The sequence below is a fragment of the Streptomyces sp. NPDC088810 genome (genome assembly GCF_044750305.1).
Classification (GTDB): Bacteria; Actinomycetota; Actinomycetes; order Streptomycetales; family Streptomycetaceae; genus Streptomyces.
Genome location: NZ_JBIVJQ010000003.1, coordinates 271,349 through 296,067, shown reverse-complemented (window position 1 = coordinate 296,067; position 24,719 = coordinate 271,349). Strand labels below are relative to the sequence as shown.

19 protein-coding genes are annotated in these 24,719 nt (G+C 73.9%); 10 read left to right on the top strand and 9 right to left on the bottom strand.

Translation table 11 applies throughout. From position 1 onward, the window contains the following. Positions 1-13: 13 nt before the first annotated feature. Positions 14-799, top strand: coding sequence for a pectate lyase (locus tag ACIP4Y_RS12165; RefSeq protein ID WP_401391316.1), 786 nt, complete (start codon positions 14-16; stop codon positions 797-799). 39 nt (positions 800-838) lie between these two features. Here ACIP4Y_RS12165 and ACIP4Y_RS12160 read toward each other — a convergent pair whose 3' ends face one another. The 6 genes from ACIP4Y_RS12160 to ACIP4Y_RS12135 form a co-directional block, all read right to left on the bottom strand. Beyond that, positions 839-2,017, bottom strand: a complete 1,179-nt coding sequence (locus tag ACIP4Y_RS12160; RefSeq protein ID WP_358643062.1) for a benzoate/H(+) symporter BenE family transporter — start codon at positions 2,015-2,017, stop codon at positions 839-841. A 194-nt stretch (positions 2,018-2,211) separates the two neighbouring features. Next, a complete protein-coding gene (locus tag ACIP4Y_RS12155; RefSeq protein ID WP_358642977.1) occupies positions 2,212-3,414 on the bottom strand; it encodes a PLP-dependent aspartate aminotransferase family protein in 1,203 nt (400 codons plus the stop codon). After that, complete coding sequence (locus ACIP4Y_RS12150) at positions 3,411-5,261, bottom strand: FAD/NAD(P)-binding protein (RefSeq protein WP_401391313.1); 1,851 nt, start codon at positions 5,259-5,261, stop codon at positions 3,411-3,413. Before ACIP4Y_RS12150 ends, ACIP4Y_RS12155 begins: the two co-directional genes overlap by 4 nt. Then, positions 5,258-6,259 carry a 2,3-diaminopropionate biosynthesis protein SbnB gene (gene sbnB / locus ACIP4Y_RS12145; protein ID WP_401391310.1) on the bottom strand — a complete coding sequence of 334 codons (1,002 nt, stop codon included), beginning with the start codon at positions 6,257-6,259 and terminating at the stop codon, positions 5,258-5,260. The genes ACIP4Y_RS12150 and sbnB overlap by 4 nt, the downstream gene beginning before the upstream one ends. A 55-nt stretch (positions 6,260-6,314) precedes the next feature. Further along, positions 6,315-7,247 carry a 2,3-diaminopropionate biosynthesis protein SbnA gene (sbnA, locus tag ACIP4Y_RS12140; protein WP_401391307.1) on the bottom strand — a complete coding sequence of 311 codons (933 nt, stop codon included), beginning with the start codon at positions 7,245-7,247 and terminating at the stop codon, positions 6,315-6,317. 291 nt (positions 7,248-7,538) lie between these two features. Further along, on the bottom strand, positions 7,539-8,294 hold the full coding sequence (locus ACIP4Y_RS12135) for a PaaX family transcriptional regulator C-terminal domain-containing protein (RefSeq protein ID WP_401391304.1): 756 nt from the start codon (positions 8,292-8,294) through the stop codon (positions 7,539-7,541). A 71-nt stretch (positions 8,295-8,365) separates the two neighbouring features. On the opposite strand from ACIP4Y_RS12135, the gene ACIP4Y_RS12130 reads away from it, so the two are divergent. Beyond that, positions 8,366-10,045 (top strand): DNA alkylation response protein, encoded by a 1,680-nt coding sequence (locus ACIP4Y_RS12130; protein WP_401391301.1) that lies wholly within the window; start codon positions 8,366-8,368, stop codon positions 10,043-10,045. 144 nt (positions 10,046-10,189) lie between these two features. Then, complete coding sequence (locus ACIP4Y_RS12125) at positions 10,190-12,208, top strand: HEAT repeat domain-containing protein (protein WP_401391298.1); 2,019 nt, start codon at positions 10,190-10,192, stop codon at positions 12,206-12,208. A 48-nt stretch (positions 12,209-12,256) separates the two neighbouring features. Here the strand turns inward: ACIP4Y_RS12125 and ACIP4Y_RS12120 are convergent, their stop codons facing one another. Further along, the gene (locus tag ACIP4Y_RS12120) at positions 12,257-12,853 is read right to left on the bottom strand and encodes a hypothetical protein (protein ID WP_401391295.1); all 597 of its coding nucleotides are present in this window, start codon (positions 12,851-12,853) and stop codon (positions 12,257-12,259) included. Between the two features lie 274 nt (positions 12,854-13,127). Here ACIP4Y_RS12120 and ACIP4Y_RS12115 point away from each other — a divergent pair, with 274 nt between their 5' ends. The 4 genes from ACIP4Y_RS12115 to ACIP4Y_RS12100 all read left to right on the top strand — a co-directional run bounded on the left by ACIP4Y_RS12115 (position 13,128) and on the right by ACIP4Y_RS12100 (position 17,032). Further along, entirely contained in the window at positions 13,128-14,216 is a 1,089-nt protein-coding gene (locus tag ACIP4Y_RS12115) for a WD40/YVTN/BNR-like repeat-containing protein (protein WP_401392498.1), read from the top strand. Positions 14,217-14,280: 64 nt separating this feature from the next. Continuing rightward, positions 14,281-14,958 carry a uracil-DNA glycosylase gene (locus ACIP4Y_RS12110; RefSeq protein WP_401391292.1) on the top strand — a complete coding sequence of 226 codons (678 nt, stop codon included), beginning with the start codon at positions 14,281-14,283 and terminating at the stop codon, positions 14,956-14,958. Then, positions 14,955-15,926 (top strand): N-acetylglucosamine kinase, encoded by a 972-nt coding sequence (locus ACIP4Y_RS12105; RefSeq protein ID WP_401391290.1) that lies wholly within the window; start codon positions 14,955-14,957, stop codon positions 15,924-15,926. The genes ACIP4Y_RS12110 and ACIP4Y_RS12105 overlap by 4 nt, the downstream gene beginning before the upstream one ends. Before the next feature lie 179 nt (positions 15,927-16,105). After that, a complete protein-coding gene (locus ACIP4Y_RS12100) occupies positions 16,106-17,032 on the top strand; it encodes a hypothetical protein (protein WP_358642958.1) in 927 nt (308 codons plus the stop codon). Between the two features lie 108 nt (positions 17,033-17,140). Here ACIP4Y_RS12100 and ACIP4Y_RS12095 read toward each other — a convergent pair whose 3' ends face one another. Further along, positions 17,141-18,178, bottom strand: coding sequence for a lactonase family protein (locus tag ACIP4Y_RS12095; protein WP_401391289.1), 1,038 nt, complete (start codon positions 18,176-18,178; stop codon positions 17,141-17,143). Positions 18,179-18,855: 677 nt separating this feature from the next. Next, entirely contained in the window at positions 18,856-20,346 is a 1,491-nt protein-coding gene (locus tag ACIP4Y_RS12090; RefSeq protein ID WP_401391286.1) for an FUSC family protein, read from the bottom strand. Positions 20,347-20,575: 229 nt separating this feature from the next. On the opposite strand from ACIP4Y_RS12090, the gene ACIP4Y_RS12085 reads away from it, so the two are divergent. The 3 genes from ACIP4Y_RS12085 (at position 20,576) to ACIP4Y_RS12075 (ending at position 24,679) form a co-directional block, all read left to right on the top strand. Beyond that, the gene (locus ACIP4Y_RS12085; protein WP_189300821.1) at positions 20,576-21,052 is read left to right on the top strand and encodes an Lrp/AsnC family transcriptional regulator; all 477 of its coding nucleotides are present in this window, start codon (positions 20,576-20,578) and stop codon (positions 21,050-21,052) included. Between the two features lie 20 nt (positions 21,053-21,072). Further along, positions 21,073-21,762 carry an HAD family hydrolase gene (locus ACIP4Y_RS12080; RefSeq protein WP_401391283.1) on the top strand — a complete coding sequence of 230 codons (690 nt, stop codon included), beginning with the start codon at positions 21,073-21,075 and terminating at the stop codon, positions 21,760-21,762. A 118-nt stretch (positions 21,763-21,880) separates the two neighbouring features. Beyond that, a complete protein-coding gene (locus ACIP4Y_RS12075; protein ID WP_401391280.1) occupies positions 21,881-24,679 on the top strand; it encodes a beta-L-arabinofuranosidase domain-containing protein in 2,799 nt (932 codons plus the stop codon). The last annotated feature ends 40 nt before the right edge of the window (positions 24,680-24,719 follow it).

Sequence of the window (24,719 nt, the reverse complement as noted above, 5' to 3'; positions counted from 1 at the left end):
AGGCATTCGGGACATGACCTCATCGGCAACCTCGCGCGGTCTGCTGGGCGGCCTGGCCACCCTCGGACTCACGCTTGGCATGATCATGACATCGGCACCGGCGGACGCGGCCACCTGGCCGGCCCCGAACGGCAGCCAGCCGGTCTCCTCCACCATTTCCGTGTCCGGCACCAAGGACTACGGGATGAAGCGGCTCTACGGCAGCGGCGACCTCGGCAGCGACAGCCAGGACGAGGATCAGGGCCCCCTCCTGGAACTCGCCCCCGGCGCGGTCCTCAAGAACGTCATCATCGGCTCGCCCGCCGCGGACGGCATCCACTGCCTGGGCAGCTGCACGCTGCAGAACGTCTGGTGGGAGGACGTCGGCGAGGACGCGGCCACCTTCCTCGGCTCCTCGTCGTCCAACGTCTACACCGTCAGCGGCGGCGGGGCGAAGGAGGCCAGTGACAAGGTGTTCCAGTTCAACGGCGCCGGCACGCTGAACGTCTCCGGCTTCGCCGTGAAGAACTTCGGCACCTTCGCCCGCTCCTGCGGCAACTGCAAGACGCAGTACAAGCGGACGATCAACCTCAGCGGCATCGAGGCGACCTACAAGGGCAGCAAGCTCGTCGGCATCAACACCAACTACGGCGACAGCGCGACCCTGCGGAACATCACCATCGTCGGGGACACCAGCAAGAAGATCATTCCCTGCCAGAAGTACATCGGCAACAACACCGGCAAGGAACCGACCACCAACGGCTCCACACCGGACGGGACGTACTGCAAGTACTCCGGCTCGGACATCACCTACAGGTGAGCCGGGCGGGCCGGGCCGCGAGGGCGGCCCGGCCCCTGGTCACGCCCCGGCCGTCCGCCGGCGCCACCGCCCGGACAGGACGAGGTGGGCGACCACGCCGAACACCAGGCCCCAGAAGGCGGAGCCGATGCCGAACAGGGTGACGCCGGAGGCGGTGGCCAGGAACGTGATCAGCGCGGCCTCGCGGTCCTTCTCCTCCTTGACCGCGCCGGTGATGCCGCCGGCCAGCGCCCCGAACAGGGCGACGCCGGCGATGGCGGCGACCAGCTCCTTCGGCAGCCCGGCGAAGAAGGCCACCAGTGTGGAGCCGAAGGCACCGATCAGCAGGTAGAAGGCGCCGCACGAGACACCGGCCACGTAGCGCCGCCGCGGGTCGGGGTGCGACTCCGGGCCGGTGCAGATCGCCGCTGTGATCGCGGCCAGGTTGATCGCGTGCGACCCGAAGGGGGCGAGCGCGGTGGAGACCAGCCCGGTGGTGCCGATCAGCAGACGGTCCTGGGGCCGGTATCCGGAGGCGGTGAGCACCGCCATGCCGGGGGCGTTCTGCGAGGCCAGGGTGGCCAGGATCATCGGCACCGCGATGCCGACGAGCGAGGCGACGGAGAACGCCGGCGAGGTCAGCACCGGCCGCGCCAGCTCGATCGTGTCGACGTGGACGTGCAGCCGGGAGGTGGCCGCGCTGCCGACGACCCCCACGGCGAGCGCGATCAGCACCGCGTACCGCGGCAGCAGCCGCTTGGCCACGAGGTAGGCCACCAGCACGGATCCGGCGATCACCGGCGCCGTCTTCAGCGAGGTGAACACATGGGTGCCGAAGCTGAACAGGATGCCCGCCAGCATGGCCGAGACCACCGCCGCCGGCACCTGGCGTATCAGCCACCCGAACACCCCGGTGAGCCCGATCAGCGTGATGACGGCACCGGTGATGAGGAACGCGCCGATGGCCTCGGCGTAGGAGTACGCGCCGAGGCTGGTGACCAGGAGCGCCGCGCCCGGCGTCGACCAGGCGGTGATGACCGGCATCCGGGTGCGCAGGCTCAGCCCGATGCAGGTGAGGCCGCTGCCGATGGAGATGGCCCATACCCAGGAACTGGTCTGCGCGGTGTCGAGGTGTCCGGCCGAAGCCGCGGCGAGCACGATGACCAGCGGTCCCGAGTAGGACACGACGACGGCCACGAGGCCCGCGAGTACGGCGGACAGGGACGCGTCGCGCAGCAGCCGGGGCGGGGGCGCCGGCTCGGACTCTCCGGCCGGAGCCGGTTCTCCGGCCGGAGCCCGCTCTCTGGCCGGGTCGGGTTCTCCGGCCGGTTCCGGCCCCCCGGGCCGCTCCGGTGCGGAGCGGCCGGCGGCGGAGGGCGGCGCGGCGGTGTGCGCCGCGCCCGGCGTGGTGTCTGTCTCGGGGGACTCGGGGCTCAACGGTCTTCCTTCGCGGCCCGTTCCAGGGCCTGTTCCAGGTCGGCGACGAGATCGGCCGGGCTCTCCAGGCCGATCGAGAGGCGGACCATGTCCTTGGGTGCGGTGCTGTCCGGCCCCTCGAAGGTATAGCGGTGTTCGATGAGACTTTCCACGCCGCCCAACGAAGTGGCGCGGATGAAGAGTTGGCAGTTCTGGGCGACGCGCAGCGAGCGCTGCCAGTCACCGGCGACATGCAGCGAGAGCATGCCGCTGAAACCCCCGGTCATCTGGCGGGCCGCGATCGCGTGCCCGGGGTCGGTGGGCAGGCCCGGATAGGCGACCCGGCCCACCAGCGGGTGCTCGGCGAAGTGTTCGGCGAGGGCGAGGGCGGTGGCCGATATCTGCCGCATGCGCGGGAACAGCGTGCGGATGCCGCGCATCAGCAGGTACGTCTCCAGCGGGCCGAGCAGCGGGCCGGTCAGCCTGCGGTGCAGCAGGAGCCGCTCCCAGACGGTCTCCCGGGCCTCGGTGCGCTCCGGCGCCAGCACGAGGAAGCCGGCGACGACATCGGTGTGCCCGTTGAGGTACTTGGTGCCCGAGTGCATGATCAGGTCGGCGCCGAGCTCGAACGGGCGGCTGTGCACCGGAGTGGGCACCGTGTTGTCGACGCCGAGCAGCGCACCGGCGCGGTGGGCGATCTCGCCGACGGCCGCCACATCGGTGACCGTCCAGGTCGGGTTGGCCGGGCTCTCCACCCACACCAGGGCGGTGGGGGCGGCGGAGACGGCCGCGGCCACGGCGTCCAGGTCGTCCATGGGCACCTGGACGACCTCCAGGCCGCGCTGCGGCCCGAACTCCGTCAGCCACTTGGTCAGCCCGAAGTACATGGTCCTCGGCACGACGACCCGGGAACCGCCGGGCAGCACCTGGAAGACCGCGGTGGCCGCCGCCATGCCGGAGGAGAACACCAGGGCCCGGGAGCCGCCCTCCAGCCCCGCGACCACGTGCTCCACCTGCTCGTAGCCGGGGCTGCCCTGGTCCCGCAGGTACGCCAGGCCGCCGGGCAGCCGGTACTCGGCGTCCCGTGCGTAGGTCGCGGCGAGGCTGACGGGCGGCGGTACGGCTCCCGTCGCCGGGCCCCGCCAGCCGTCGCCCTGCGCGGCCCGGGTCTCCGGCCGGTACTCCGTCGTCCAGGGCGTGAACTTCTCGCTGTTGGTCATCGCATCCTCGTGATCACGGACGGAAGGGAGGTGCTCAGGGCGAGTTCCGCGTCCATCAGTGCGCGGGACGGCACGCCCGGAGAGGGGACGTAGTGGTTGTAGTAGCTCGAGCCCTCGGTGTGCGGGCCGAGGAAGAACAGCCGCGGCTGGGGCTTCCCGGCATGGTCGACGCCCCGGCCCTCGCGGGTGACGTCCAGGCCGTGCGCGGGGCCGCCGCGGGAGCCGAGGGTGCGGACGCGGCCGGCGCCGACGAGCCTGCCGAGGAGGGATCCGGGCACGCGGTCGGGGGCGGGCTCGCGGACGTGCGCGTGCACCACGTGGTCGACCTCGACGGACGCGGGCCGTCGCAGGGCGGTGGACTCGAGGATCCAGGGGCCCTGCCCCGCCGGGGCGACGACCTTGGGCCGCGGGCCGGGACCCAGCTGGACGACGCCGGCCTGCACGAGGGACAGCAGCTCGGCCGAACGGTCCAGCTGGGGGCCGATGACCAGCCGGTTGACGGTGGCGGTGAACTCGCCGAAGAACCCGGCGAGGGACGCGTCGTCGAGGCCGGGCGCGTCCACGACCGTGCGCAGGACGTCACGGTGGTCCCGCAGGACCTCCAGGGCCTCCTTCAGGGGGCTGACGCCGAGTCCGGCCCGGGCCTCGGCCAGGTCCGCCGCCACCTCGCCGGTGAACCAGCGGGCGTACGCGTCGTGGTCGTCCCACTGCCGCCCGGCCGGGGCCGGGGAGAGGATGCCGCCCAGCGGGCTCGGCCCCCGGCGGGCGCGGCACTCCGCCAGCAGCGCCTCGTACCCGGCCTGCCGGACGCGTTCGGCGAACTCGCGGCCCGCGGCCGCCGCGTCACCGCATTCGCGGGCCCGCAGCGTGCGGTGGTAGGCCAGTTCCATCTCCGCCTCGATCAGCGGCAGCACGTCCTCACGGAAGTGCAGACGGCCGTCGGCACGCCGTCGGCGCAGTCGTGCGACACCGTCGCTCGTCAGCGCGAGCGGTGCGAAGCGCACCCGGTCCGGGGCGAGGTGCGGCCGGCTGCGCGAGGGCAGGCCCGAGCGGTTGGCCAGGACGATCCCGGGTTCCCGTCCGCTCGGTACGTACCGCAGCCCCGACGCGTGCCGCTCGTGCCGGCCGCCGCGGCCCAGGGTCAGGCTCGCGACGACGTCCATGGCGGTCAGGCCCGTGCCGAGGACGGCCACGCGCTCGCCCGGCGCGACGCCGTCGAGAGCCTCGGGCAGCGGGTACGGGCGGCTGATCAGCCGGGGTTCGGCGGCCGGTGCGGCCGGCCGGTACAGGGAGTGGTGGCCGACGGTGACGAACACGGCGTCGGCGTCGAGCAGGGTGCCGTCGGCGAGTTCGACCACCTCGGTGCCGGCGGGGCCCGGCCGCACGTCGACCGCCTCGCAGCGGTGCCGGACGACCGTCAGGCAGTCGGGCGCCGCCGCGACGATCTCCTCGGCGGCCCAGGCGAGGTACTCGCTCAGCAGCCTGCGCGGCAGGAAGTCGTTGGGGCGGATCCGGTGTCCCCGGCCCGCGCGGACGGTGTAGCCGTCGTCCGCGAGGCGCAGGTCCCGCTCCTCGCACCACTCGGCGAGCGAGGGGCCGGACAGCGGTACGGGGCCCTCGACCATCCGCTCGTCCGCGAACGCCGTCAGCTGGGAGCAGACGGTGTTGAGCAGCAGGTGGTCGGGCTGGCCGGCCAGGTGGAACCCGGGGCCGGGCGGCTGCGGGTCCACCAGGTGCACGGTCACCGGCGCGGGCCGGGTGAGGCAGTGGGCGACCAGGCGTTCCAGGAGCCCGAGGCCCCGGGAGCCCATGCCGATGATCGCCACGGACGGTCGTATCGGGGTCACCACCGGCGTGTCTCCCCGAAGAAGTCGGGGATCTGGAGGGCCGTGCCGTCGCGGCGCGCCTGTTCCAGGACGAAGGCGCCGACCGCGAGGTCCAGCACGCCGAGGCCGAACGGCGAGAAGATCACCGGGCGTCCGGCGTCGAGCGTGACGTCGCCGTTCAGTACGCCGGCGAGCGTGCCGGTGACGAAGTCGCGGGAGCCGGTGGCCTGTTCGGCGAGGTGCGGCGAGGTGTCGGCCTTCAGGCAGTGGTCGACGTCGTCCAGGATGTTCTGGGCCCCCAGCACCACCTCGGGAGCCAGGTCGCGCAGCGAGATGTGCAGCACGAGCTGGCCGGGCGCGAACGGCGTGGTGACGTACGGCTTCAGCGCCGTGGTCGCGAACACGACGGTGTCGGCCGCGAGAGCCTCGGCGAGGTCCGTGGTGAAGGAGGCGGGCGCCTGCCGGGTGGAGCGCAGGTGCTCGACCAGGGCCCGGCCGGAGGGCTCGTGCAGGTCGTGGACGAGCCAGGAGTCGGGGACGCAGCCCGCGGCGTGCAGGTAGTCGCAGATGGTGCGGGCGATGACCCCGGCCCCCACGACCGCGACCTTCTTCCCGCGGTGTCCCTCGGGGCGCAGCGCGGTGGCGGCGACGGCGGCGGAGGCGGCGGTGCGGGCGGAGCTGATGGTGGCGGCTTCCAGGCAGGCCATGGGGTAGCCGGTGGCGTAGTCGTTGAGGACGAGCACCGCGGAGGCGCGGGGTGTGCCCGACTCCGTGTTCTTCGGGAAGCTCGCGATCCACTTGATGCCGGCGACCCCGGCCTCGGGGCCGAGGAAGGCGGGCAGTGCGATGATGCGGGAATCCGGCTTCTCCGGGAAGCGCAGGAAGTAGCTGTCGGGATTGACGGTCTCGCCGGCCTCGTGAATGCGATAGGTGCGGCTCACCAGGTCCAGGACTTCGCGACGGTGGTCGCGCAGGACGTCGCGCACGGTGCCGCCCGCGACTATTTCAAAATTGAACACTTTACGTTTCCCCCGTCTCGGGTGGTCGCCCGAGCTGTTTTTCCGTGACGGTCTTTCAGAGATGTCCGGGCCAGCGCTCGGCGACCCAGGAATCGTTGTAGACGGAGTCCAGATACCGGTCACCGAAGTCCGGTGAGATGGCCACGACGACACTGCCGTCCGGAATCTTCTTGGCCGTGCTCTGTACCGCGCTGAGTACCGTGCCCGTCGACCCGCCGAGCAGCAGTCCGCGTTCCCTGGCGAGGGTGCGGCACATGTCCACGGCTTCCGTCTCGGAGACCAGCACCACTTCGTCGACCATGGCCTCGGTGAGGATTTCCGGCCGCCTGCTGGTGCCGAGACCGGGAATATGCCGACGGGCCGCCGGTCCCCCGAAGGTCACCGATCCCACGCTGTCGACGGCGATGATCCGCGTCCCGGGGCTGTGCCGGCGGAAGAACTGCGCGCAGCCCATCAGCGTCCCCGTGGTGCCGGCGCCGACGAACACGTAGTCCACGTGGCCCAGTTCCTTGAAGATGGACCGCCCCGTCCGCTGCCGGTGGGCCCGCGGACCCGCCGGATTGGCGTACTGGTTGAGCCAGTACAGGTCGGGTTCCCGGCGCAGGCGCTCCTGGATGTGGTCGATGCGGGACTGCAGATAGCCGCCGTTGCCGTCCCGGACGGTCACCACCACGACCTCCGCGCCGAGGGCCTCCATCAGTTGGACCGTCTGCGGGTTGGCGTTCGGGTCGGTGACACAGGTGAGGGAATAGCCCTTGGCGGCGCAGACCATCGCCAGGGCGACTCCCAGGTTTCCCGAGGTCGATTCGATGAGCCGGGTCCGCGGAAAGCGGCACCCGGACGCCTCGGCTTCTTCGACCAGGGCCACCGCGGTCTTGAGCTTCACCGAGCCCGCGGGATTGAGGCCCTCGATCTTGAGGAAGACAGAACTTCCCGGAACCAGTTGATGGAGCTGGACGAACAGGTCGTCCAGCACAAGGTCGTACACTTCTTCCGCTATCACCAGAATCCAAACCTAGAACTGGGCACGCACGGCGCGGTCGACGCCGGAGCTGACAGTGCCCATCGGGCTTGCCGGTCGGTGCGGTGCGCAACAGTGAGCGCACGCTACGCAGAAGGGACTTCTTTCCCCCGTCCCCCGTGTATCGCTGTATCCCCCAGTCATTCGTCGCGATGACGCCACTCTGGCATGAAGCGCCCTATATGACAAGCAAATTCTTTCCAACGGTCATGGCCTTACACGGCGTTGACTTCAATGAAGGAGTCATTCCGCGTTTGATTACTCCGCTACGTGCGCGTCCAGCGACACGCCCAACTCCCGCCGATAACCGGCGTACGCGGTGCGCAGCCTCTCCCCCGGCCAGTCGGCGGGCAGCAGGGCGGACGGCAGGACGGGGTCGGTGAGCAGGTGGCGGACGGCCGCCGCGTAGGCGGTGAACCGGTCGGCCGGGCGGTCGGCCCGGGTGGCGCGGTCGAGCAGGGCGCGCGCGGTGGCCGCCCAGCCGGCCAGCGGCCAGAGCCGGGCGGCCAGGTCGCGCGGGGGCTCGTCGGGGCGCGTGGTGCACGTCAGGGCCAGCCGGTGCAGACCCGCGGGCAGGGCGCGGTCGAGGTTGGCCGGGCGCAGCCACACGCCCTCGCGGAGTTCGGCCAGCCGCAGGGCGGTCAGCCGGGTGCGCAGGTCGGCGCGTTCGGCGGGGCCGCGGCCGGTCGCCGTGATCACCACCATCTCCCAGTCGCCGTCCCACGCGCGCGTGCGGGGCCGCACGGCCTCGTCCTGGCGGCGCTGCCGGGCCAGCAGCCGGTCGCTCAGCCGGTAGACGCCGTCCGCGCGCCGGAGGTCACCGGCGGCCACCATCCGGCTCAGCGCGGCCCGCAGGGTGGAGCCGCCGACCCCGAACGGCTCCACGAGCCGGACCAGGTCTTTCACGGGCAGCTCAGGCGGGTGCACGCCGAGGAGCAGGCTGAGCACGACCGACCGGGCGGACAGCGGTCGCAGACCGGCCGCGTCGGGCTCCGCGGAGACGTTCATGCGCATGACCCCGCACTCTACGTGCGCCTTCTTGTTGCATCATTGCTACAGCCGCAGGAAGAGTGCAACATGCTTCTATGGTCTCGATTCCCGCGCAGTCGCAGCCGCCGTCACCGTCCCCGCGGCCGGACGCCACGCACGACGTCACCAACCAGCCGCCGCCCCTCGCCCCGTACGACGCCTCCGACGACCCGGTTCTGCTGGAGGGGCTGCGCCGGGAGGGCGCCGGGTGGGCCGAGGACGGCATCCGGCGGCTGGGGGCGCGCGCGGGCAGCGCGGAAGCGCAGGAGTGGGGCGAGCTGGCGAACCGGTACGAGCCGGTGCTGCGCACCCACGACCGCTACGGCCACCGCGTCGACGAGGTCGAGTTCCACCCCAGCTGGCACCACCTGATGCGGACGGCGGTCGCCGAGGGTCTGGCGGGCGCCCCCTGGGCCGACGACCGGCCGGGCGCGCACGTCGCCCGGACCGCGGGCGGCCTGGTGTGGGGGCACACCGAGGCGGGACACGGCTGCCCCACGTCGATGACGTACGCCGCCGTCCCCGCCCTGCGGGCCCAGCCGGATCTCGCCAAGGTGTACGAGCCGCTGCTCACCAGCCGGGAGTACGACCCGGAGCTGCGCGTCCCCACCGAGAAGCCCGGGCTGCTCGCCGGGATGGGCATGACGGAGAAGCAGGGCGGCTCCGACGTGCGGACGAACACCACCACGGCCACGCCCACCGGCGAGGCGGGCGTGTACACGCTGCGCGGGCACAAGTGGTTCACGTCGGCGCCCATGTGCGACGTCTTCCTGGTCCTCGCGCAGGCCCCGGGCGGGCTGTCGTGCTTCCTGGTGCCGCGGATCCTGCCGGACGGCAGCCGCAACACCTTCCGCATCCAGCGGCTCAAGGACAAGCTGGGCAACCGTTCCAACGCCTCCTCGGAGCCGGAGTTCGACCGGACCGTGGCCTGGCTGGTGGGCCCGGAGGGGCGGGGCGTGAAGACCATCATCGAGATGGTCAACTGCACCCGGCTGGACTGTGTGATGTCCTCGGCGACCCTGATGCGCAAGACGCTGGTCGAGGCGGGGCACCACGCCCGGCACCGCAGCGCGTTCGGCGCCCGGCTGATCGAGCAGCCGCTGATGCGCAACGTCCTGGCCGATCTCGCGCTGGAGTCGGAGGCGGCGACGACGCTCACGCTGCGGCTGGCCGGCGCGGCCGACCGGGCGGTGCGCGGGGACGCCGGGGAGCGGGCCTTCCGGCGCATCGCCACCGCCGTCGGCAAGTACTGGGTCACCAAGCGGGGCCCCGCGTTCACCGCGGAGGCCCTGGAGTGCCTGGGCGGCAACGGGTACGTGGAGGAGTCCGGCATGCCCCGGCACTACCGGGAGGCCCCGCTGCTGTCGATCTGGGAGGGCTCCGGGAACGTCAACGCGCTCGACGTGCTGCGTGCCCTCGGCCGCGAGACGGACACCGCCGAGGCCTTCTTCGCCGAACTCGCCCTCGCGCGCGGGGCGGACGCCCGGCTCGACACGGCCGTGGCGGCACTCAAGGACCAATTGGCCGAAACCGATCAGACGGGCGCCCGCCGGCTGGTCGAGCGGATGGCGCTCGCCCTCCAGGCCTCCCTGCTCGTCCGGCACGCTCCGCACCCGGTCGCGGACGCCTTCTGCGCCACCCGGCTGGGCGGCGACTGGGGCCACGCGTTCGGCACCCTGCCCGCCGGGACCGACCTGGACGCCGTCCTGGAGCGTGCCCTGCCCGGCCGGAACTGATCCCTCCACGCACGCGTGCGGGCGACCGCGTCCCGTGGCCGGTCAGCGCCGACGGATCGCACACAGTCAGCGGATGGTTCCGGACCGTTGTCGGTGCCGTGGTGCACACTCCCGATCAGGTGGCACTCGCCTGGGGAGGACAACGTGTTCACGGGGATCGACGAGGTCGACTGGGCCTCGCTGCGGCACGCGCACGGCAGCGCGGAGGACGTGCCCGGGTGGTTACGGGCCCTGGCGTCCGCGGACACCGCCGAGCGGGCGACCGCGCTCGACGGGATGTACAGCGCGGTGCACCACCAGGGGAGGGTGTACGACTCGACGCTCGCCTGCGTGCCCTTCCTGTTCGCGATGCTGGCCAGCGAGGAGGTGCCGGACCGGGGCTGCATCGTGGAACTGCTGGTGAGCATCGGCGCGGAGACCGCCGGCGACGCGCAGGGCCCGGGCGGACCGGAGGGGCTGACGGGGGACGGGCGGGCTCGGGCGGCGGTGTGCGCGGGCGCCGAGGCCTTCGCCGTGCTCGCCGGCGACCCGGACCCGGCGGTGCGCCGGGCTGCGGCCGGGGCCCTGGTGCGCTTCCTGGAGGAGCCCCCACGGGTCCTGGAGCTTTTGGGGCGGCGGCTGCGGGCCGAGCGGGACGACTGCGTCCTGCTGGCCCTCACGGAGGCCCTCGGCCTGTTCGCGCACCGGTACCCCGCGCACGCCGACGGCGCGCTGGACCTCCTGGCCGAACAGAGCGCGCCGCCGTACGCGCCGGGCCTGCGGCTCGCGGCGCTCGGCCAGCTCGCGCTCCGCGCGCCCGGCCGGCTTCCCGCCGACCTGGTGCCGGCGGCGGTCCGGCTGCTGCAGCAGCGGTCCGCGCAGCGCCTGAAGCACCAGGAGCACCCGGGCACGGACACCCTGGTGCGCCGGATACGACGGCTGCGGCCCTCCGACGAGGAGGGCGCCGTGCTGCTGCGCACCCTGCACAGCGCCCTCGGTGACCGGGTGGACGACCGGATCGCCCTGCTCACCGGGCAGTTGACCAGTCCGGACCCGGTGGACCGGTGCAATGCCGTGTGGATGTCGGCGGTACTGTTCCGCGGCTGGCGCGGCGCGTACGACGGCCCTGTACGACTGCTCGGCGCGCAACTGGGCAGCGAGCAGGACCGGTTGCGGGACGCGGCGGTCTCGGTCCTGGCCGAGCTGTTCGACCTGGCCGCACCGGCGGCGGACGACCTGCACGCACTGGTGACCGCGCGGCCCGACCTGTGGACGTACCGCTGGGAGCGCTGCCCGCCCGCGCTGGGCGGCCCGCTCAAGGCGCTGGCCAGGACCGGCGATCCGCGCGCGGTGCCACCCCTGGCCCAGCTGCTGGCCGGACCGGCGGCACCCGTCGGGCTGGGCTGTGAAGTCGCGCACCTGGGCCGGGCCGCCGCTGCGCTGGCCCCCGCGTTGCGCCACCGCCTGGGCCGCGTCCCGCTCGCCTCCCCCACCGCCGCCCGGCTCGCCACGCCGCTGCTGACGGCGATCAGAGCCATCGGGGACGAGGACGCCGTTCCGGAGCTGCTGCGGCTGCTCTCGGGCGCTCCCGACGGCCTGGGAGGCCGGGACGCGGTCGCCGGCCAGGTGATCGAGACACTGGCGGAGCTGGGCGCGGCCGCACCGGCGGCACCGCTCCTGCGCACGCTGCTCCGCACCCGGCACGCGGCCTTCGCGGCGGGCGCGCTGTGGTCGGCGGACGGGGACGCCGCCGCCGTACTCCCCGTCCTGCTGCGGGAACTGGCGCGACCGGATCCGGAGACCCGCCGCAGCGCCACGCGGCAGCTGGCCAGGCTGGGCCCGGCCGCGCGCGCCGCGCTGCCCGAGCTGCGCCGGCTCGCCGGTTCCGGGCCGGCGCGGGAACGTGTACCGGCCGCGTGCGCGCTGTGGCACATCGCCGGGGACCCCGACCCGGTCCTGCCCGTGTTCCGGACCGCCTGGACGGCGGACCCGCGCACCCGTGCCCCCATCGCCCGCTGCCTGACCACCATGGGCGCCGCCGCGGCGCCCCTGCACGACCTGATCACCGCCGAACCGGCCCGTCCCCGCCGCCACACGGCGGACGAGGGCGCGTACGGCGACCGCGGCATCCCGGACGACGAGGAACTGCTGCGGATGTGCCGGGGGCTGCGGGCAGGGGTGTAGGCGGGCCGACACCTCCCGCACCCCCACCGCTCCGGAAGCGGCCCAGGGTCAGACCATGCGCCCCCACTGGGGGCCGAGCCGGGACCACTCGGTGTCCCAGGCCTCCATGCGACGGCGTTCCAGTCGGCCCCGTACGGCCAGGCCGGCGACGAAGGGGACGGCCGCGGCGCTCACGCCGACCAGGAGGCCTATCAGGGTGGCCCGGAAGGCGGCTTCGGAGGCGGTGGTGGGGCGGGAGACGAGGTGCCCCTGCGGGTCGGTCCACACCGTGACCGGCGTGCCGGGCTTGCTGCCGGGCTCCACCCGGACCTGACCGTTGTGGGCGGAGCCGTCGGGCACCGTCCAGCGGACCTCGGCCCAGATCCGTTCACCGGTGGAGGAGGCATGGCTGCCGTGCCGGCGCGAGGACCCCGGCACCTGCGCCACGACCCGGGCCACAGCGGGCCGCCAGGCGGCCCGTTCCCGGGCGAGCCCGTCCTCCACCGAGCCGGCCGCCGCGAGACCGGCCAGCACCCCGGCCAGGACGGTCAGCAGACAGGCACCGAGCACCACCCAGGCCTCCACCACGTCGGCCCGGCGTTTGAGCGGGTTGCGCCGCCAGCGCCACAGCCACACCTTCGGACCACGGAACGCCTTCAAAGGCATCCTCCTCACGAGCGCACCGACCGGCCGGACCGCCCTCCCATACGGGAGAGATCGCTCCGTTGCTCACGACGAGCCGTCTCCCCGACGGTCGCACGAGACACCCCCCTCGCGCAGGCGCATGCCGGAACGGAACCGGCCGATCCTCGCCACGGCCCCGCGACACAGGCCCTGACCTGCGCGGAAGCCCGCTCGGGGGAGCGGTGTCAGTGGTGGGGTGCACACTGGCCGGTATCTGAACGACTACCCGGACAACGGCGTCCCGGAGGTGATCGGCATGACCGAGGTACTGCTGGCGGTGGGCACCCGCAAAGGCCTCTTCATCGCGCGGCGGCGGGGCGGCGGCCCCTGGGAGTTCGACGAGAGTCCGTACTTCAACGCGCAGGCCGTCTACTCGGTCGCGATCGACACCCGGGGCGCCCGGCCGCGGCTGCTGGCGGGCGGCGACAGCGCGCACTGGGGCCCGTCGGTGTTCCACTCCGACGACCTCGGCCGTACGTGGACCGAACCGTCCCGGCCCGCCGTGAAGTTCCCGAAGGACACCGGTGCCTCCCTGGAGCGGGTCTGGCAGCTGCACCCGTCCGCCGCCGAGCCGGACGTGGTGTACGCGGGCACGGAACCGGCCGCGCTGTACCGCTCGGCGGACCGCGGCGAGAGCTTCGAGCTGGTCCGGCCGCTGTGGGAGCACCCGACCCGCTCGCAGTGGGTGCCCGGCGGGGGCGGTGAGGGCCTGCACACGGTGCTCACCGACGCGCGCGATCCGCGGTCCGTGACGGTGGCCGTCTCCACGGCCGGGGTGTTCCGCACGGCCGACGGCGGGGCGAGCTGGGCGCCGTCCAACTCGGGTGTGTCCGCGGTGTTCCTGCCGGACCCGGACCCGGAGTTCGGCCAGTGTGTGCACAAGGTCGCCAGAGACGCGGCCGACCCGGACCGGCTGTACCTGCAGAACCACTGGGGCGTGTACCGCAGCGACGACGCGGGCGCGCACTGGACCGACATCGGCGAGGGCCTGCCGTCGACGTTCGGCTTCGCCGCGGCCACGCATCCGCGCCGGGGCGGCACGGCGTACGTCTTCCCGATCAACGCCGACGCGGACCGGGTTCCTGCCGGGCACCGCTGCCGGGTCTTCCGCACGGCGGACGCGGGCCGCACCTGGGAGCCGCTGTCCAAGGGGCTGCCCGAGGAGGACCACTACGGCACGGTCCTGCGGGACGCGCTGTGCACGGACGACGGCGACCCGGCCGGGGTGTACTTCGGCAACCGCAACGGCGAGGTGTTCGCCTCGGCCGACGACGGCGACAGCTGGCAGCAGCTGGCCGCGCACCTGCCGGACGTGCTGTGCGTGCGGGCGGCGGTGGTCGGCTGACCGCGCGCACGGGCAAGGGCCATTGGTTGATCGCCGACGGGTGCGCGGCAGTAGGGTGACGCCCGTGGCACCACGACCCTTGCATGAAATCGTCGAACCGGGCTGGGCGAAGGCCCTGGAACCCGTCGCCGGACGGATCGCCGAGATGGGCGACTTCCTGCGCGCGGAGATCGCCGCGGGACGCACGTACCTCCCGGCCGGGCCCAACGTCCTGCGGGCCTTCCAGCAACCCTTCGACGAGGTACGGGTCCTGATCGTGGGTCAGGACCCGTATCCCACCCCGGGGCACGCGGTGGGCCTGTCGTTCTCCGTGGCGCCCGAGGTGCGCCCGCTGCCGCCCAGCCTGATCAACATCTTCCGCGAGCTGACCAGCGACCTCGGGCTGCCCCAGCCGTCCACCGGGGATCTCACTCCGTGGACGCAGCAGGGGGTGCTGCTGCTCAACAGGGCGCTGACCACCGCGCCGCGGAGTCCGGGCGCGCATCGGGGCAAGGGCTGGGAGGAGGTCACCGAGCAGGCGATCCGGGCCCTGGCTGCTCGTGGCAAGCCGCTGGTCTCCATCCTCTGGGGCCGGGACGCCCGCAATCTGCGCCCGCTGCTGGGCCGTCTGCCGGCGGTGGAGTCCGCGCACCCCTCGCCCATGTCGGCCGACCGCGGTTTCTTCGGCTCGCGGCCCTTCAGCCGGGCCAACGACCTGCTGATCCAGCAGGGCGGGCAGCCGGTGGACTGGCGTCTGCCGTGACCGCCGCCGGGTATCTCGCCGTGGACTCCGGCGGTTCCGGCATCCGGGTCGCCGTCGGTGTCCCGGGGCGGGAGCCCTCGGCTCGGCGCGAGACCCGGGAGCCGGTCCGCACGGGTGCCCGGGGCATCGACCCCGCCCACCTGATGGACCAGCTCGTCCCGGTGGCCCGCGCCATGGCCGCCGAGGCGGGCGTGGGCGAGCTGGGCACGGCCGTCGTCGGCGCCGCCGGGTTCGCCACCCTGGGCGACGCCCTGCGCGCCGAACTGCCGGGCGCGCTCGCCCGGGAGCTGGGTGTGCGGGCGGTGGCGCTGGCCGCCGACGCCGTCACCGCGTACGTCGGCGCCCTCGGCCCGCGTCCGGGTGCCGTCCTCGCCGCGGGCACCGGACTGATCGCGGTGGGCACGGATCTGACGGGCTGGCGGCGGGCCGACGGCTGGGGGCATCTGCTGGGCGACTGCGGCAGCGGAGCCTGGATCGGGCGGGCCGGTCTGGAGGCGGCACTGCGCGCCCACGACGGCCGCGACGGCGGCTCGGCACCGCTGCTGGCCTGCGCCGAGGAGCAGTTCGGCCCGGTGCGCGGGCTGCCCGGCCTGCTGTACCCGCGTACCGACCGGGCCGCCGTACTGGCCTCCTTCGCGCCACGGGTGGCCGCGTGCGCCGCGCAGGATCCGGTCGCCGCGGACATCCTGCGTACGGCGGCCCGGCACATGGCCGACTCCGCCGCCGCCGTGTGCCCGGCGGACGGCGCACCCGAAGTGGCGCTCACCGGTGGCCTGTTCAAGATGGGCGACCCGCTCCTCGTACCGCTGCGCGAGGAGCTGGCGCGCAGGCTGCCGCACGCCCGGCAGGTGCCGGCCGAGGGCGATCCGCTGCACGGTTCGGTGCGTATCGCGACGGACTTGGCGGCGGGGCGGCTCAGCCTGCCGGGTGATCCGGCGATGCTGTGCGTCGCCCTGCGCCCCGGGTGACGGCGCGGGGCGACCGGTCCCCGGACCGGCGGTTCCGTCCCGGTCTCCGCCGATGCGTCCGGTACGTGCCCGGCGCATGTGCCATCCACGCGTAACTCATCAGACAAAACCGGACGGATACCGCTCACCTGCACCCTCCCCGAACGGCGGATGGCAGGAAGCCAGTAACATGCGGCGCCATGAGCTCCCCCACTGGACCCGCGTCCGGCCTGCCCGTACGAATGCCGCGACCCCGCCAGCCCGGACGGCACCGCCGCCCGGAACCGCTGGTGGCTCCCGAGGGCGCGCCCGCGCTCGTCCTCGCGGTGCCCGGTGTGCCCAGCACCACCACGCGCAGCCTCGCCGAGGAGGTCGTGAGCATCGCCCGCTCCGAGCTGCCCGGCCTCGACGCCCGGATCGGGTACCTGGACGGGGACGACACCGAGTTCCCCACGCTGCGTTCCGTGCTGGCACGGGCCGCCGCGGAGCGGGCCGCGCGTTACGAGCAGGCCGTCGCGGCCGGGGTCGAGGGAATCAAGGAGCCCGACGGGCCGGTCGCCGTCGTCGTCCCGCTGCTGGCCGGTCCGGACAGCGCGCTGCTGCGGCAGATCCGGCAGTCCGTGATGGACAGCCGGGTCGCCGCCGAGCTGACCGACGTCCTCGGCCCGCATCCGCTGCTCGCGGAGGCGCTGCACGTGCGGCTGTCCGAGGCGGGCCTGGCCCGCGCCGACCGCGCCCGGCTGTTCACCGTGGCCACGGCCGCGGACGGCATCATCCTGGCGTCGGTGGGCGGCGAGGAGGCCGTGCAGGCGGCCGGGATCACCGGCATGCTGCTCGCCGCGCGCCTGGCCGTGCCGGTGATGGCGGCGGCCCTGGACCAGGAGGGTTCCATCGCCTCCGTGGCCGAGCAGCTGCGTTCCTCGGGCTCGCACCAGCTGGCCCTGGCGCCGTACCTGGTCGGCCCGGAGATCGACCCGGCGCTGCTGGCCGCGGCGGCCGAGGAGGCGGGCTGCTCCACCTCCGAGGCGCTCGGCGCGTACCCGGCGATCGGCAAGCTCGCGCTGGCCAAGTACACGACGGCGCTGGGCATCGCCCCGCAGCAGCCCCAGGGCGCACCCGTCCGCTGACGCCCCGGCGTCCGGCCTTCGGCATCTGTACGCCACAGGGCCCGCTCCCGTCCCGGAGCGGGCCCTTCGCCTTGCCCGGGCCCGTACATCGGCCGGGCCCGATGGTGTTCAGCCGAAGACGATGCAGGAGGCCGCGGCGACGCGCACGGAGCCGTCGTAGCGCGGGATGCCCGTCGTCTCGTCCACGGCGAACCAGGTGACATCGCCGGAGCGCTCGTTGGCCGCATAGAGGAAGCCGCCGTGCCGGGCCAGCGCGCGCGGCCAGTGCCCGCCGCAGGGCACGGTTCCGATCAGCCGGAGCCCGTCCTCCTGGACGCTGAGGACCGACAGGACGTCCTCGCCGCGGGTCGCGGTCCACACGAAGCGGCCGTCGGGCGAGACGACGATCCCCGAGGGGTAGGCGTCGCCGGCGGGTGCGCCGGGCAGCACGGGGACCTCGATGAGCGGCTTCAGGGAGCCGCCGGCGCCGTCCCAGCGGCAGACGGTGATCGTGGGGGTCAGCTCGTTGACCACGTAGGCGTGCTCGCCGTCGGGGTGGAAGGCCAGGTGGCGCGGGCCGGAGCCGGGGCGCAGGGCGATCTCGCGGTGCACCGCGGGGGTGCCGTCCGCGAGGGTGCACACCCGCACCGAGTCCGTCCCCAGATCGACGCTGACCGCCCACCGGCCACTGGGGTCGGGCTGCACCTGGTGGGCGTGCGGGCCGCGCTGGCGCCGGTCGTGCGGTCCGGAGCCGGTGTGCTGGAGCCGTCCGGAGGGCGCGCCGGCGAGGGCGCCGTCCGGGCGCAGGGGGACGGCGGTGACGCTGCCGCAGCCGTAGTTGGCAGTGAGCACGTGCCCCGCGTACAGGCCGAGGTGGGTGGGGCTGCTGCCGTCCACCGGCACGGGCGCGCCGGCGGGTTCCAGCCGGTCGCCGGTGACACGGTAGGCGGCGACAGCGCCCTCGGCGGTCTCGCTGACCGCGTACAGCGTGCGTCCGTCCGGTGAGAGGGCCAGGTAGGAGGGGTCGGGCAGATCCTGCACGGCGGACACGAGGGTGAGGGCCCCGGTGTCCCGGGCGACCTCCGCGGTCACCAGTCCGGGACCGCCCGCCGCCGTGAACGATCCGATAAACGCCCGGCGCCTGCCCGCCCTGCCGTCCTGTGCCACCGCTGTCCCCTCTCGGTCGAGCCGTGAAGCCGCTGCGAGGCCGACGGTAGCAGTCGATCAGCATCGGTCTAGACCAAACGGGTGACGGTTCCATGCAGGGCTTGCCGCGTCACCGCGGCACATTGGCACCTACCAGCAGGCAGGCGACAACGCCCTCGGCGGGGCGGAGCGGCACGCGGGGACGGAGCGGTTCTTCGCAGAGCCTCCCGCGTCACCGCAACCGGTCAGACACCGACCACCGGCAGCCGGACGACTCCGCAGCGACCCGGCGACTTCGGCCAGGGCCCGCTCCAGGCCATACAGGTGGGCAACCCGCGTCACCGCGACCCGCAAGGCACCAACCAGCCGACAGCCGGACGGCGACCGCAGCGGCAGGCAGGCCGGAGCGCTCCCGGCGGGGCAGGGCGCAGCGACGGAGCGGTTCTTCGCGGAGCCTCCCGCGTCACCGCAACCGGTCAGACACCGACCACCGGCAGCCGGACGACTCCGCAGCGGCCCGGCGACTTCGACCAGGGCCCGCTCCAGGCCATACAGGTGGGCAACCCGCGTCACCGCGACCCGCAAGGCACCGACCAGCCGACAGCCGGACGGCGACCGCAACGGCAGGCCGACCGAGGCGCTCCCGGCGGGGCAGGGAGAGCGGTTCTTCGCGGAGCCTCCCCCGTCGCCGCGACCGGTCAGGCGCCGACCGGTCGCGACCCGGACGGAGTCCGCAGCGGCTCGGCGAGTTCGGCCAGGGCGCGCTCCAAACCGTGCAGGTGGGCGAGGGCGCCTTCGGCGGGGGGTTCGACGGGGTGGTGGAGGGCGTCGGTGCGGCCCGCGGTGAGGGCCTCGACGGCGGCCTCCACCCGCCAGCAGGCGGCGGCCAGGCGGGCGTCGTGGGAGGCCTCGGGGTCTGCGGCGACCGCGACCAGGCCCCGGATCTCGCGGGCGCAGTCGTCGAGCAGCGCCAGGACCCGGCGGGCCCGCGCCTTGCGCGCCGGCATCGGGTTGAGCGGGTGCACCAGCGGGGCCACCGACAGCCGGACCCGGCCGAGCAGCTGCTCCAGTTCGGCCACGCGCGGCGCGGGGTCGGCGGTGGCGGAGCCGGCCAGGCGGGCGGCGGCCTCGGCCGTGCAGGCGTGCACGCAGCGCAGGGCCCGCTGGATCCAGGCGTCGGTGGTCGCGTGGGTGGTGACCGGCAGCACGAACAGGACGGCGAGGGCGGCGCCGAGCGCTCCGACGCCGGTCTCGGCGAGCCGCAGCGCGAGCAGCCCGGGGCTGAGGACGCCGAGGAGGCCGTAGAGCAGTTCGGCGAGCAGCGTCACGCAGAGCATCATCCAGGTGTAGGAGACGGCGGCCGTGTAGAAGATGCCGAAGACGGCGGCCGCGACGAGGACGGCCGTCGGGACGGGCGCGCCGTGCACGGGGACGGCGACGAGGAAGCCCAGGCCGATGCCGATCACCGTGCCGAGGACCCGGCGGAAGCCGCGGACCAGCGTCTCGCCGCGCGAGGCGGTGTTGACGAAGATCCACCACGTGGCGCCGACGGCCCAGTACCAGCGCTGTCCCGACACCAGCTGTCCCACGACGAGCGCGAACCCGGCGCCGGCGGTGGCCTGGACGGCCTGCCGGGTGGTCACCCGGGCCAGCCCGGTCCCGGCGGGCGGGGCGGGCACGGCGGCCGGGGGCAGCCGCCGCTCGTAGCACCACACGCCGAACCGCACGACGGCCGCGGTGAGCACGGAGAGCAGTACGGCGGCGTACAGCTCGGGCAGCTGCCCAGGCGTGGCATGCAGGAACTGGGCCACGAAGAAGGTCATGAAGGCGAACACGCCGAGGCTGTGCCCGCGCGGGCCCCACCGGCGGGCGTACACGCCGGCGCCGACGACGGCCAGGAAGGTGAGGTCGCGGGCCACGGGCAGGTCGTGCAGCTCGGCCGCGGCGGCCAGCACCGGCAGGCCCACGGCGGGCAGCAGGGCGGTGGTGACCGCCTGCCCGCGCACGGTCGGGTCAGCGACGGTGAACAGGGCGAGCAGCGCGGCGAGGCCGCCGGTGACCGCACCGGCGAGGGAGTGTCCGGCGAGTCCGCAGACCACGACCGCGAGGCCGATGCCGAGGACGGCCCGCGCGGCGAAACGCAACCGCGCCCGTCCCGGGTCCGGAGCCGTGAACACCCTCTTCAGCACTGCTGCCCTCCCCTGGGAACACCACACAGAAAAGGCGCCGCGGGGATCCGCAGCGCCATCGACACGTCCATGAGAGCATCACCAGGGTCACTGGCTCAAGTCTGCCCCGGATCACTGATCCATTGGCCCAGTACCAGTCCGGCACGCGCACCCGCCGGAATGCCAACGGACCAGGTCGGGCGGTACAGGCGCCTCCAGGACTGCTGAGCCATTGGTACAGTCGTCCATCATGGCCGTGGACGAACTCGACACCCGCATCCTGCGGCTGCTCCTGGAGCAGCCGCGCACCAGCGTGCGCGAGTACGCCCGCATCCTCGGCGTCGCCCGCGGCACGCTCCAGGCCCGGCTGGACCGGATGGAACGGGACGGCGTGATCACCGGCACCGGCCCCTCCCTCTCCCCCGCCGCGCTGGGCCATCCGGTGCTGGCGTTCGTGCACATCGAGGTGACCCAGGGCCATCTGGACGACGTGGGGGACGCGCTGGCCGCCGTACCGGAGATCGTGGAGGCCTTCTCGATCACCGGGGGCGGGGATCTGCTCGCGCGGGTGGTGGGCCGGGACAACGCGCACCTGGAGGACGTGATCCAGAAGCTGATCAGCCTCCCGGGCGTGGTGCGCACGCGCACCGAGGTGGCGCTGCGCGAGCGCGTCCCGTACCGGCTGCTGCCCCTGGTGGAGTCGGTCGGCCGGGCGGCCCGCGCCTGACCCTTGGCATCCTGGACGCCATGAGCGATCTTGGCGCCCTCTCGGTCATCTTCGATCTCGACGGCACGCTGGTGGACAGCGAGCCCAACTACTACGAGGCGAGCCGGCGGACCCTGGCCGAGCACGGCGTCCCCGGCTTCAGCTGGGCGGACCACGAGAGCTACGTCGGTATCAGCACCCGGGAGACGGTGACGCTCTGGCGGGAACGCTACGGTCTGCGCGCCCCGGCGGCGGAGCTGCTGGCCGCGACGAACCGCCGCTATCTGGCCCTGGCCCGCAGGCACACGCCCGCGTACCCGCAGATGCGGGCGTTCGTGGAACTGCTGGCGGCCGCGGACGTGCCGATGGCGGTGGCCTCGGGCTCCTCCCCGGACGCCATCGAGGCGATCCTGGCGGGCACCGGCCTGGCCGCCCACCTGCGCACGGTGGTCTCGGCCGACGAGGTCCCGCACGGCAAGCCCGCTCCCGACGTCTTCCTGGAAGCGGCCCGCCGGCTCGGCGCGGACCCGGCCGACTGCGTGGTCCTGGAGGACGCGGCCCCCGGCGCGGCCGCCGCCCACGCGGCCGGCATGCGCTGCATCGCGGTCCCGTACCTCCCCGCCCAGGCGGACGCCCCCGAGTTCGCCACCGCGTCCCTGCTGCTGCGGGGCGGCCAGGCCGAGTTCACGGCGGAGTCGGCGTACGCGTGGCTGCGGGACACGGCCCGCTGAACAACTCCGTTACTCGCCAGTACCGTTGACGCTCCCCCACCCCTTCTCTATCTTCTGGGCGAATCACCGAACATGGTTCGACATATCGAACAACCGGCGCACCGGAAACGAGGAGCACATGGCCCCGCCCCTGTCGCGACGCACCCTCCTCCAGGCGGCCGCACTCACCGCCGCGGCGACCGGCCTGAGCGTCTTCGCCACCGGCGGGGCCGCGGCCGCCGCGGGCGGACCGGCCGGCCCGCTCCGGCCGTTCGCGCTGGGGGACGTGGCCCTCGGCGAAGGCGTCTTCGCCGACAAGCGCGCCCTGCTGCTCGACCACGCCCGCGGCTACGACGTGAACCGGCTGCTCCAGGTCTTCCGGGCCAACGCGGGGCAGGACTCGGGCGGCGCGGTCGCGCCCGGTGGCTGGGAGGGGCTGGACGGGGAGGCCAACGGGAACCTGCGCGGGCACTACACCGGGCACTTCCTCACCATGCTGGCGCAGGCCTACGCGAGCACCGGCGAGAAGGTGTTCGGCGACCGGCTCCGGACCATGATCGGTGCGCTCACCGAGGTGCGGGAGGCGCTGCGCCGGGACCCGGTCGTGCTGACCGCCGAGGGGCCCTTCGGGCCGGCCGTCGAGCAGGTGCGCGGCTCCTACCGGTACGTCGACCTGCCCGGCGGGGTGCTCGGCACCACCACCGCGGTGACGCTGTCCGCATGGGTGCGGCCGGAGCACGACGCGCCCTGGGCCCGGGTCCTGGACTTCGGAGCCGACACCACCCGGTATCTCTACCTCGCCGTGCGCAACGCCGCCGGAGTTCCGCGGTTCGCCGTCACCACCTCGGGAGCCGGCGGCGAGCAGGCGCTGAACGGGACGGCTGCCCTGCCGCTGGGCCGGTGGAGCCACCTGGCCGTGACGCTCGGCGGCGGCACCGGCACCCTTTACGTCGACGGCACCGCCGTGGCCCGCAACACCGCCATGACACTCACCCCGGCCGCCCTGGGCGCCCTCGCCGACCACTGGCTGGGCCGCTCGCACTACGCGGGCGACCCGGTGTTCGCGGGCGGCCTCGCGGAGTTCCAGATCTGGTCCCGGGTACTGAGCCCCGCGGAGATCGCCGGCCTCCAGCACGCCCGTGCGGCCGACACCTCCGCCGGCGCCGGCGACCTGGCGTCGTACCGGCTCGACGAGACGTCCGGCTCCCGCTTCGCCGACTCCTCCGGACGCGGCACGGCCGCCGTCCTGCGCCGCACCTGGGGCGGGCCCAGCCATCCCGGGTTCCTCGCGGCCTACCCGGAGACCCAGTTCATCCAGCTGGAGTCGATGACCGGCAGCGACTACACCAAGGTCTGGGCGCCGTACTACACCGCGCACAAGATCCTGCGCGGGCTGCTGGACGCCCACCTCGCCACCGGGGACGCGCGGGCGCTGGACCTCGCCTCGGGCATGGGCGACTGGATGTACGCACGGCTGTCCCGGCTGCCCGCGGCCACCCTGCAGCGCATGTGGGGGATCTTCTCCAGCGGCGAGTACGGCGGGATCGTCGAGGCGATCTGCGATCTGCACGACCGCAGCGGCAAGCCCGAGCATCTCGCGCTGGCCCGGCTCTTCGACCTGGACCGGCTGATCGACGCGTGCGCCGCGGACACCGACGTGCTCGACGGACTGCACGCCAACCAGCACATCCCGATCTTCACCGGCCTGGTCCGGCTGTACGACGCCACCGGCGAGCAGCGCTACCTGACCGCCGCGAAGAACTTCTGGCGGATGGTCGTACCGCACCGCATGTACGGCATCGGCGGCACCAGCACCGGCGAGTTCTGGAAGGCGCGGGACGTCGTCGCCGGGACGATCGGCGCGACGACCGCGGAGACCTGCTGCGCGTACAACATGCTCAAGCTGAGCCGGGCTCTGTTCCTGCACGAGCCGGACCCGGCCTACATGGACTACTACGAGCGTGCCCTGTACAACCAGGTGCTCGGCAGCAAGCAGGACCGGCCGGACGCGGAGAAGCCGCTGGTGACCTACTTCATCGGGCTGACGCCCGGCCATGTCCGGGACTACACGCCCAAGCAGGGCACGACCTGCTGCGAGGGCACCGGCATGGAGAGCGCCACGAAGTACCAGGACTCGGTGTACTTCGCCGCGGCCGACGGCGGCGCGCTGTACGTGAACCTCTACAGCCCCTCCACCCTCGGCTGGGCCGAGCGCGGCGTCACGGTCACCCAGCGCACCGCCTTCCCCGCGGAGCAGGGCAGCACGCTCACCGTCGGCGGGGGCCGCGCCTCCTTCGCGCTGCGGCTGCGGGTGCCCGGGTGGGCGACCGCGGGGTTCCGGGTGACGGTCAACGGGCGCGCGGTGGAGGGCACGCCGGTGCCCGGCACCTACTTCACCGTCTCGCGGACCTGGCGGGCCGGGGACACGGTCCGCGTGAGCATGCCGTTCCGGCTGCGGACCGAGCGGACCCCCGACGACCCGTCCCTGCAGGCGCTGTTCTACGGACCGGTCAACCTGGTCGGCCGCAGCTCCGCCAGCACGCACCTGGAGGTCGGCCTGTACGGCAACGCGGCGCTCTCCGGCGATCTGCTGCCGTCCCTGGCCCCGGTCCCCGGCTCCCCGCTGCACTACACCCTGCACGGCACGGAGTTCGCCCCCTTCCTGGAAGGCACCGAGGACCCCACCCACGCGTACGTCCGCCGTACCGAACCCCGGGTGGTCTTCGGCGGCCTCGACTCCGGGGTCGCCAATCCCGTCCGCCCCGACGGGACCACGCTGCTCGACGCGGTGTGGGCGGGGGCACCCTTCCGGAGCAAGGGGGCGCTGGTGACCCACGTGGGGAAGGTCGTCGACACCTGGGTGGCCGAAGGGCGACTGGCGCGTGCCGACGGCGACACCGTGGTGCACACGGCCCGGAAGGCGTCCTACGTGGCGTGACCGCGGGGGCGCCGAACCGGGGGCGGGCGCGGTGGTTCCC

Bases quoted from the DNA above. Each gene is read 5' to 3' on its own strand.
- ACIP4Y_RS12135 (WP_401391304.1), bottom strand. From the start codon at position 8,294: ATGCGCATGAACGTCTCCGCGGAGCCCGACGCGGCCGGTCTGCGACCG.
- ACIP4Y_RS12165 (WP_401391316.1), top strand. From the start codon at position 14: ATGACCTCATCGGCAACCTCGCGCGGTCTGCTGGGCGGCCTGGCCACC.
- ACIP4Y_RS12080 (WP_401391283.1), top strand. From the start codon at position 21,073: ATGAGCGATCTTGGCGCCCTCTCGGTCATCTTCGATCTCGACGGCACG.
- ACIP4Y_RS12100 (WP_358642958.1), top strand. From the start codon at position 16,106: ATGAGCTCCCCCACTGGACCCGCGTCCGGCCTGCCCGTACGAATGCCG.
- ACIP4Y_RS12085 (WP_189300821.1), top strand. From the start codon at position 20,576: ATGGCCGTGGACGAACTCGACACCCGCATCCTGCGGCTGCTCCTGGAG.
- ACIP4Y_RS12155 (WP_358642977.1), bottom strand. From the start codon at position 3,414: ATGACCAACAGCGAGAAGTTCACGCCCTGGACGACGGAGTACCGGCCG.
- ACIP4Y_RS12115 (WP_401392498.1), top strand. From the start codon at position 13,128: ATGACCGAGGTACTGCTGGCGGTGGGCACCCGCAAAGGCCTCTTCATC.
- ACIP4Y_RS12075 (WP_401391280.1), top strand. From the start codon at position 21,881: ATGGCCCCGCCCCTGTCGCGACGCACCCTCCTCCAGGCGGCCGCACTC.
- ACIP4Y_RS12120 (WP_401391295.1), bottom strand. From the start codon at position 12,853: ATGCCTTTGAAGGCGTTCCGTGGTCCGAAGGTGTGGCTGTGGCGCTGG.
- ACIP4Y_RS12130 (WP_401391301.1), top strand. From the start codon at position 8,366: ATGGTCTCGATTCCCGCGCAGTCGCAGCCGCCGTCACCGTCCCCGCGG.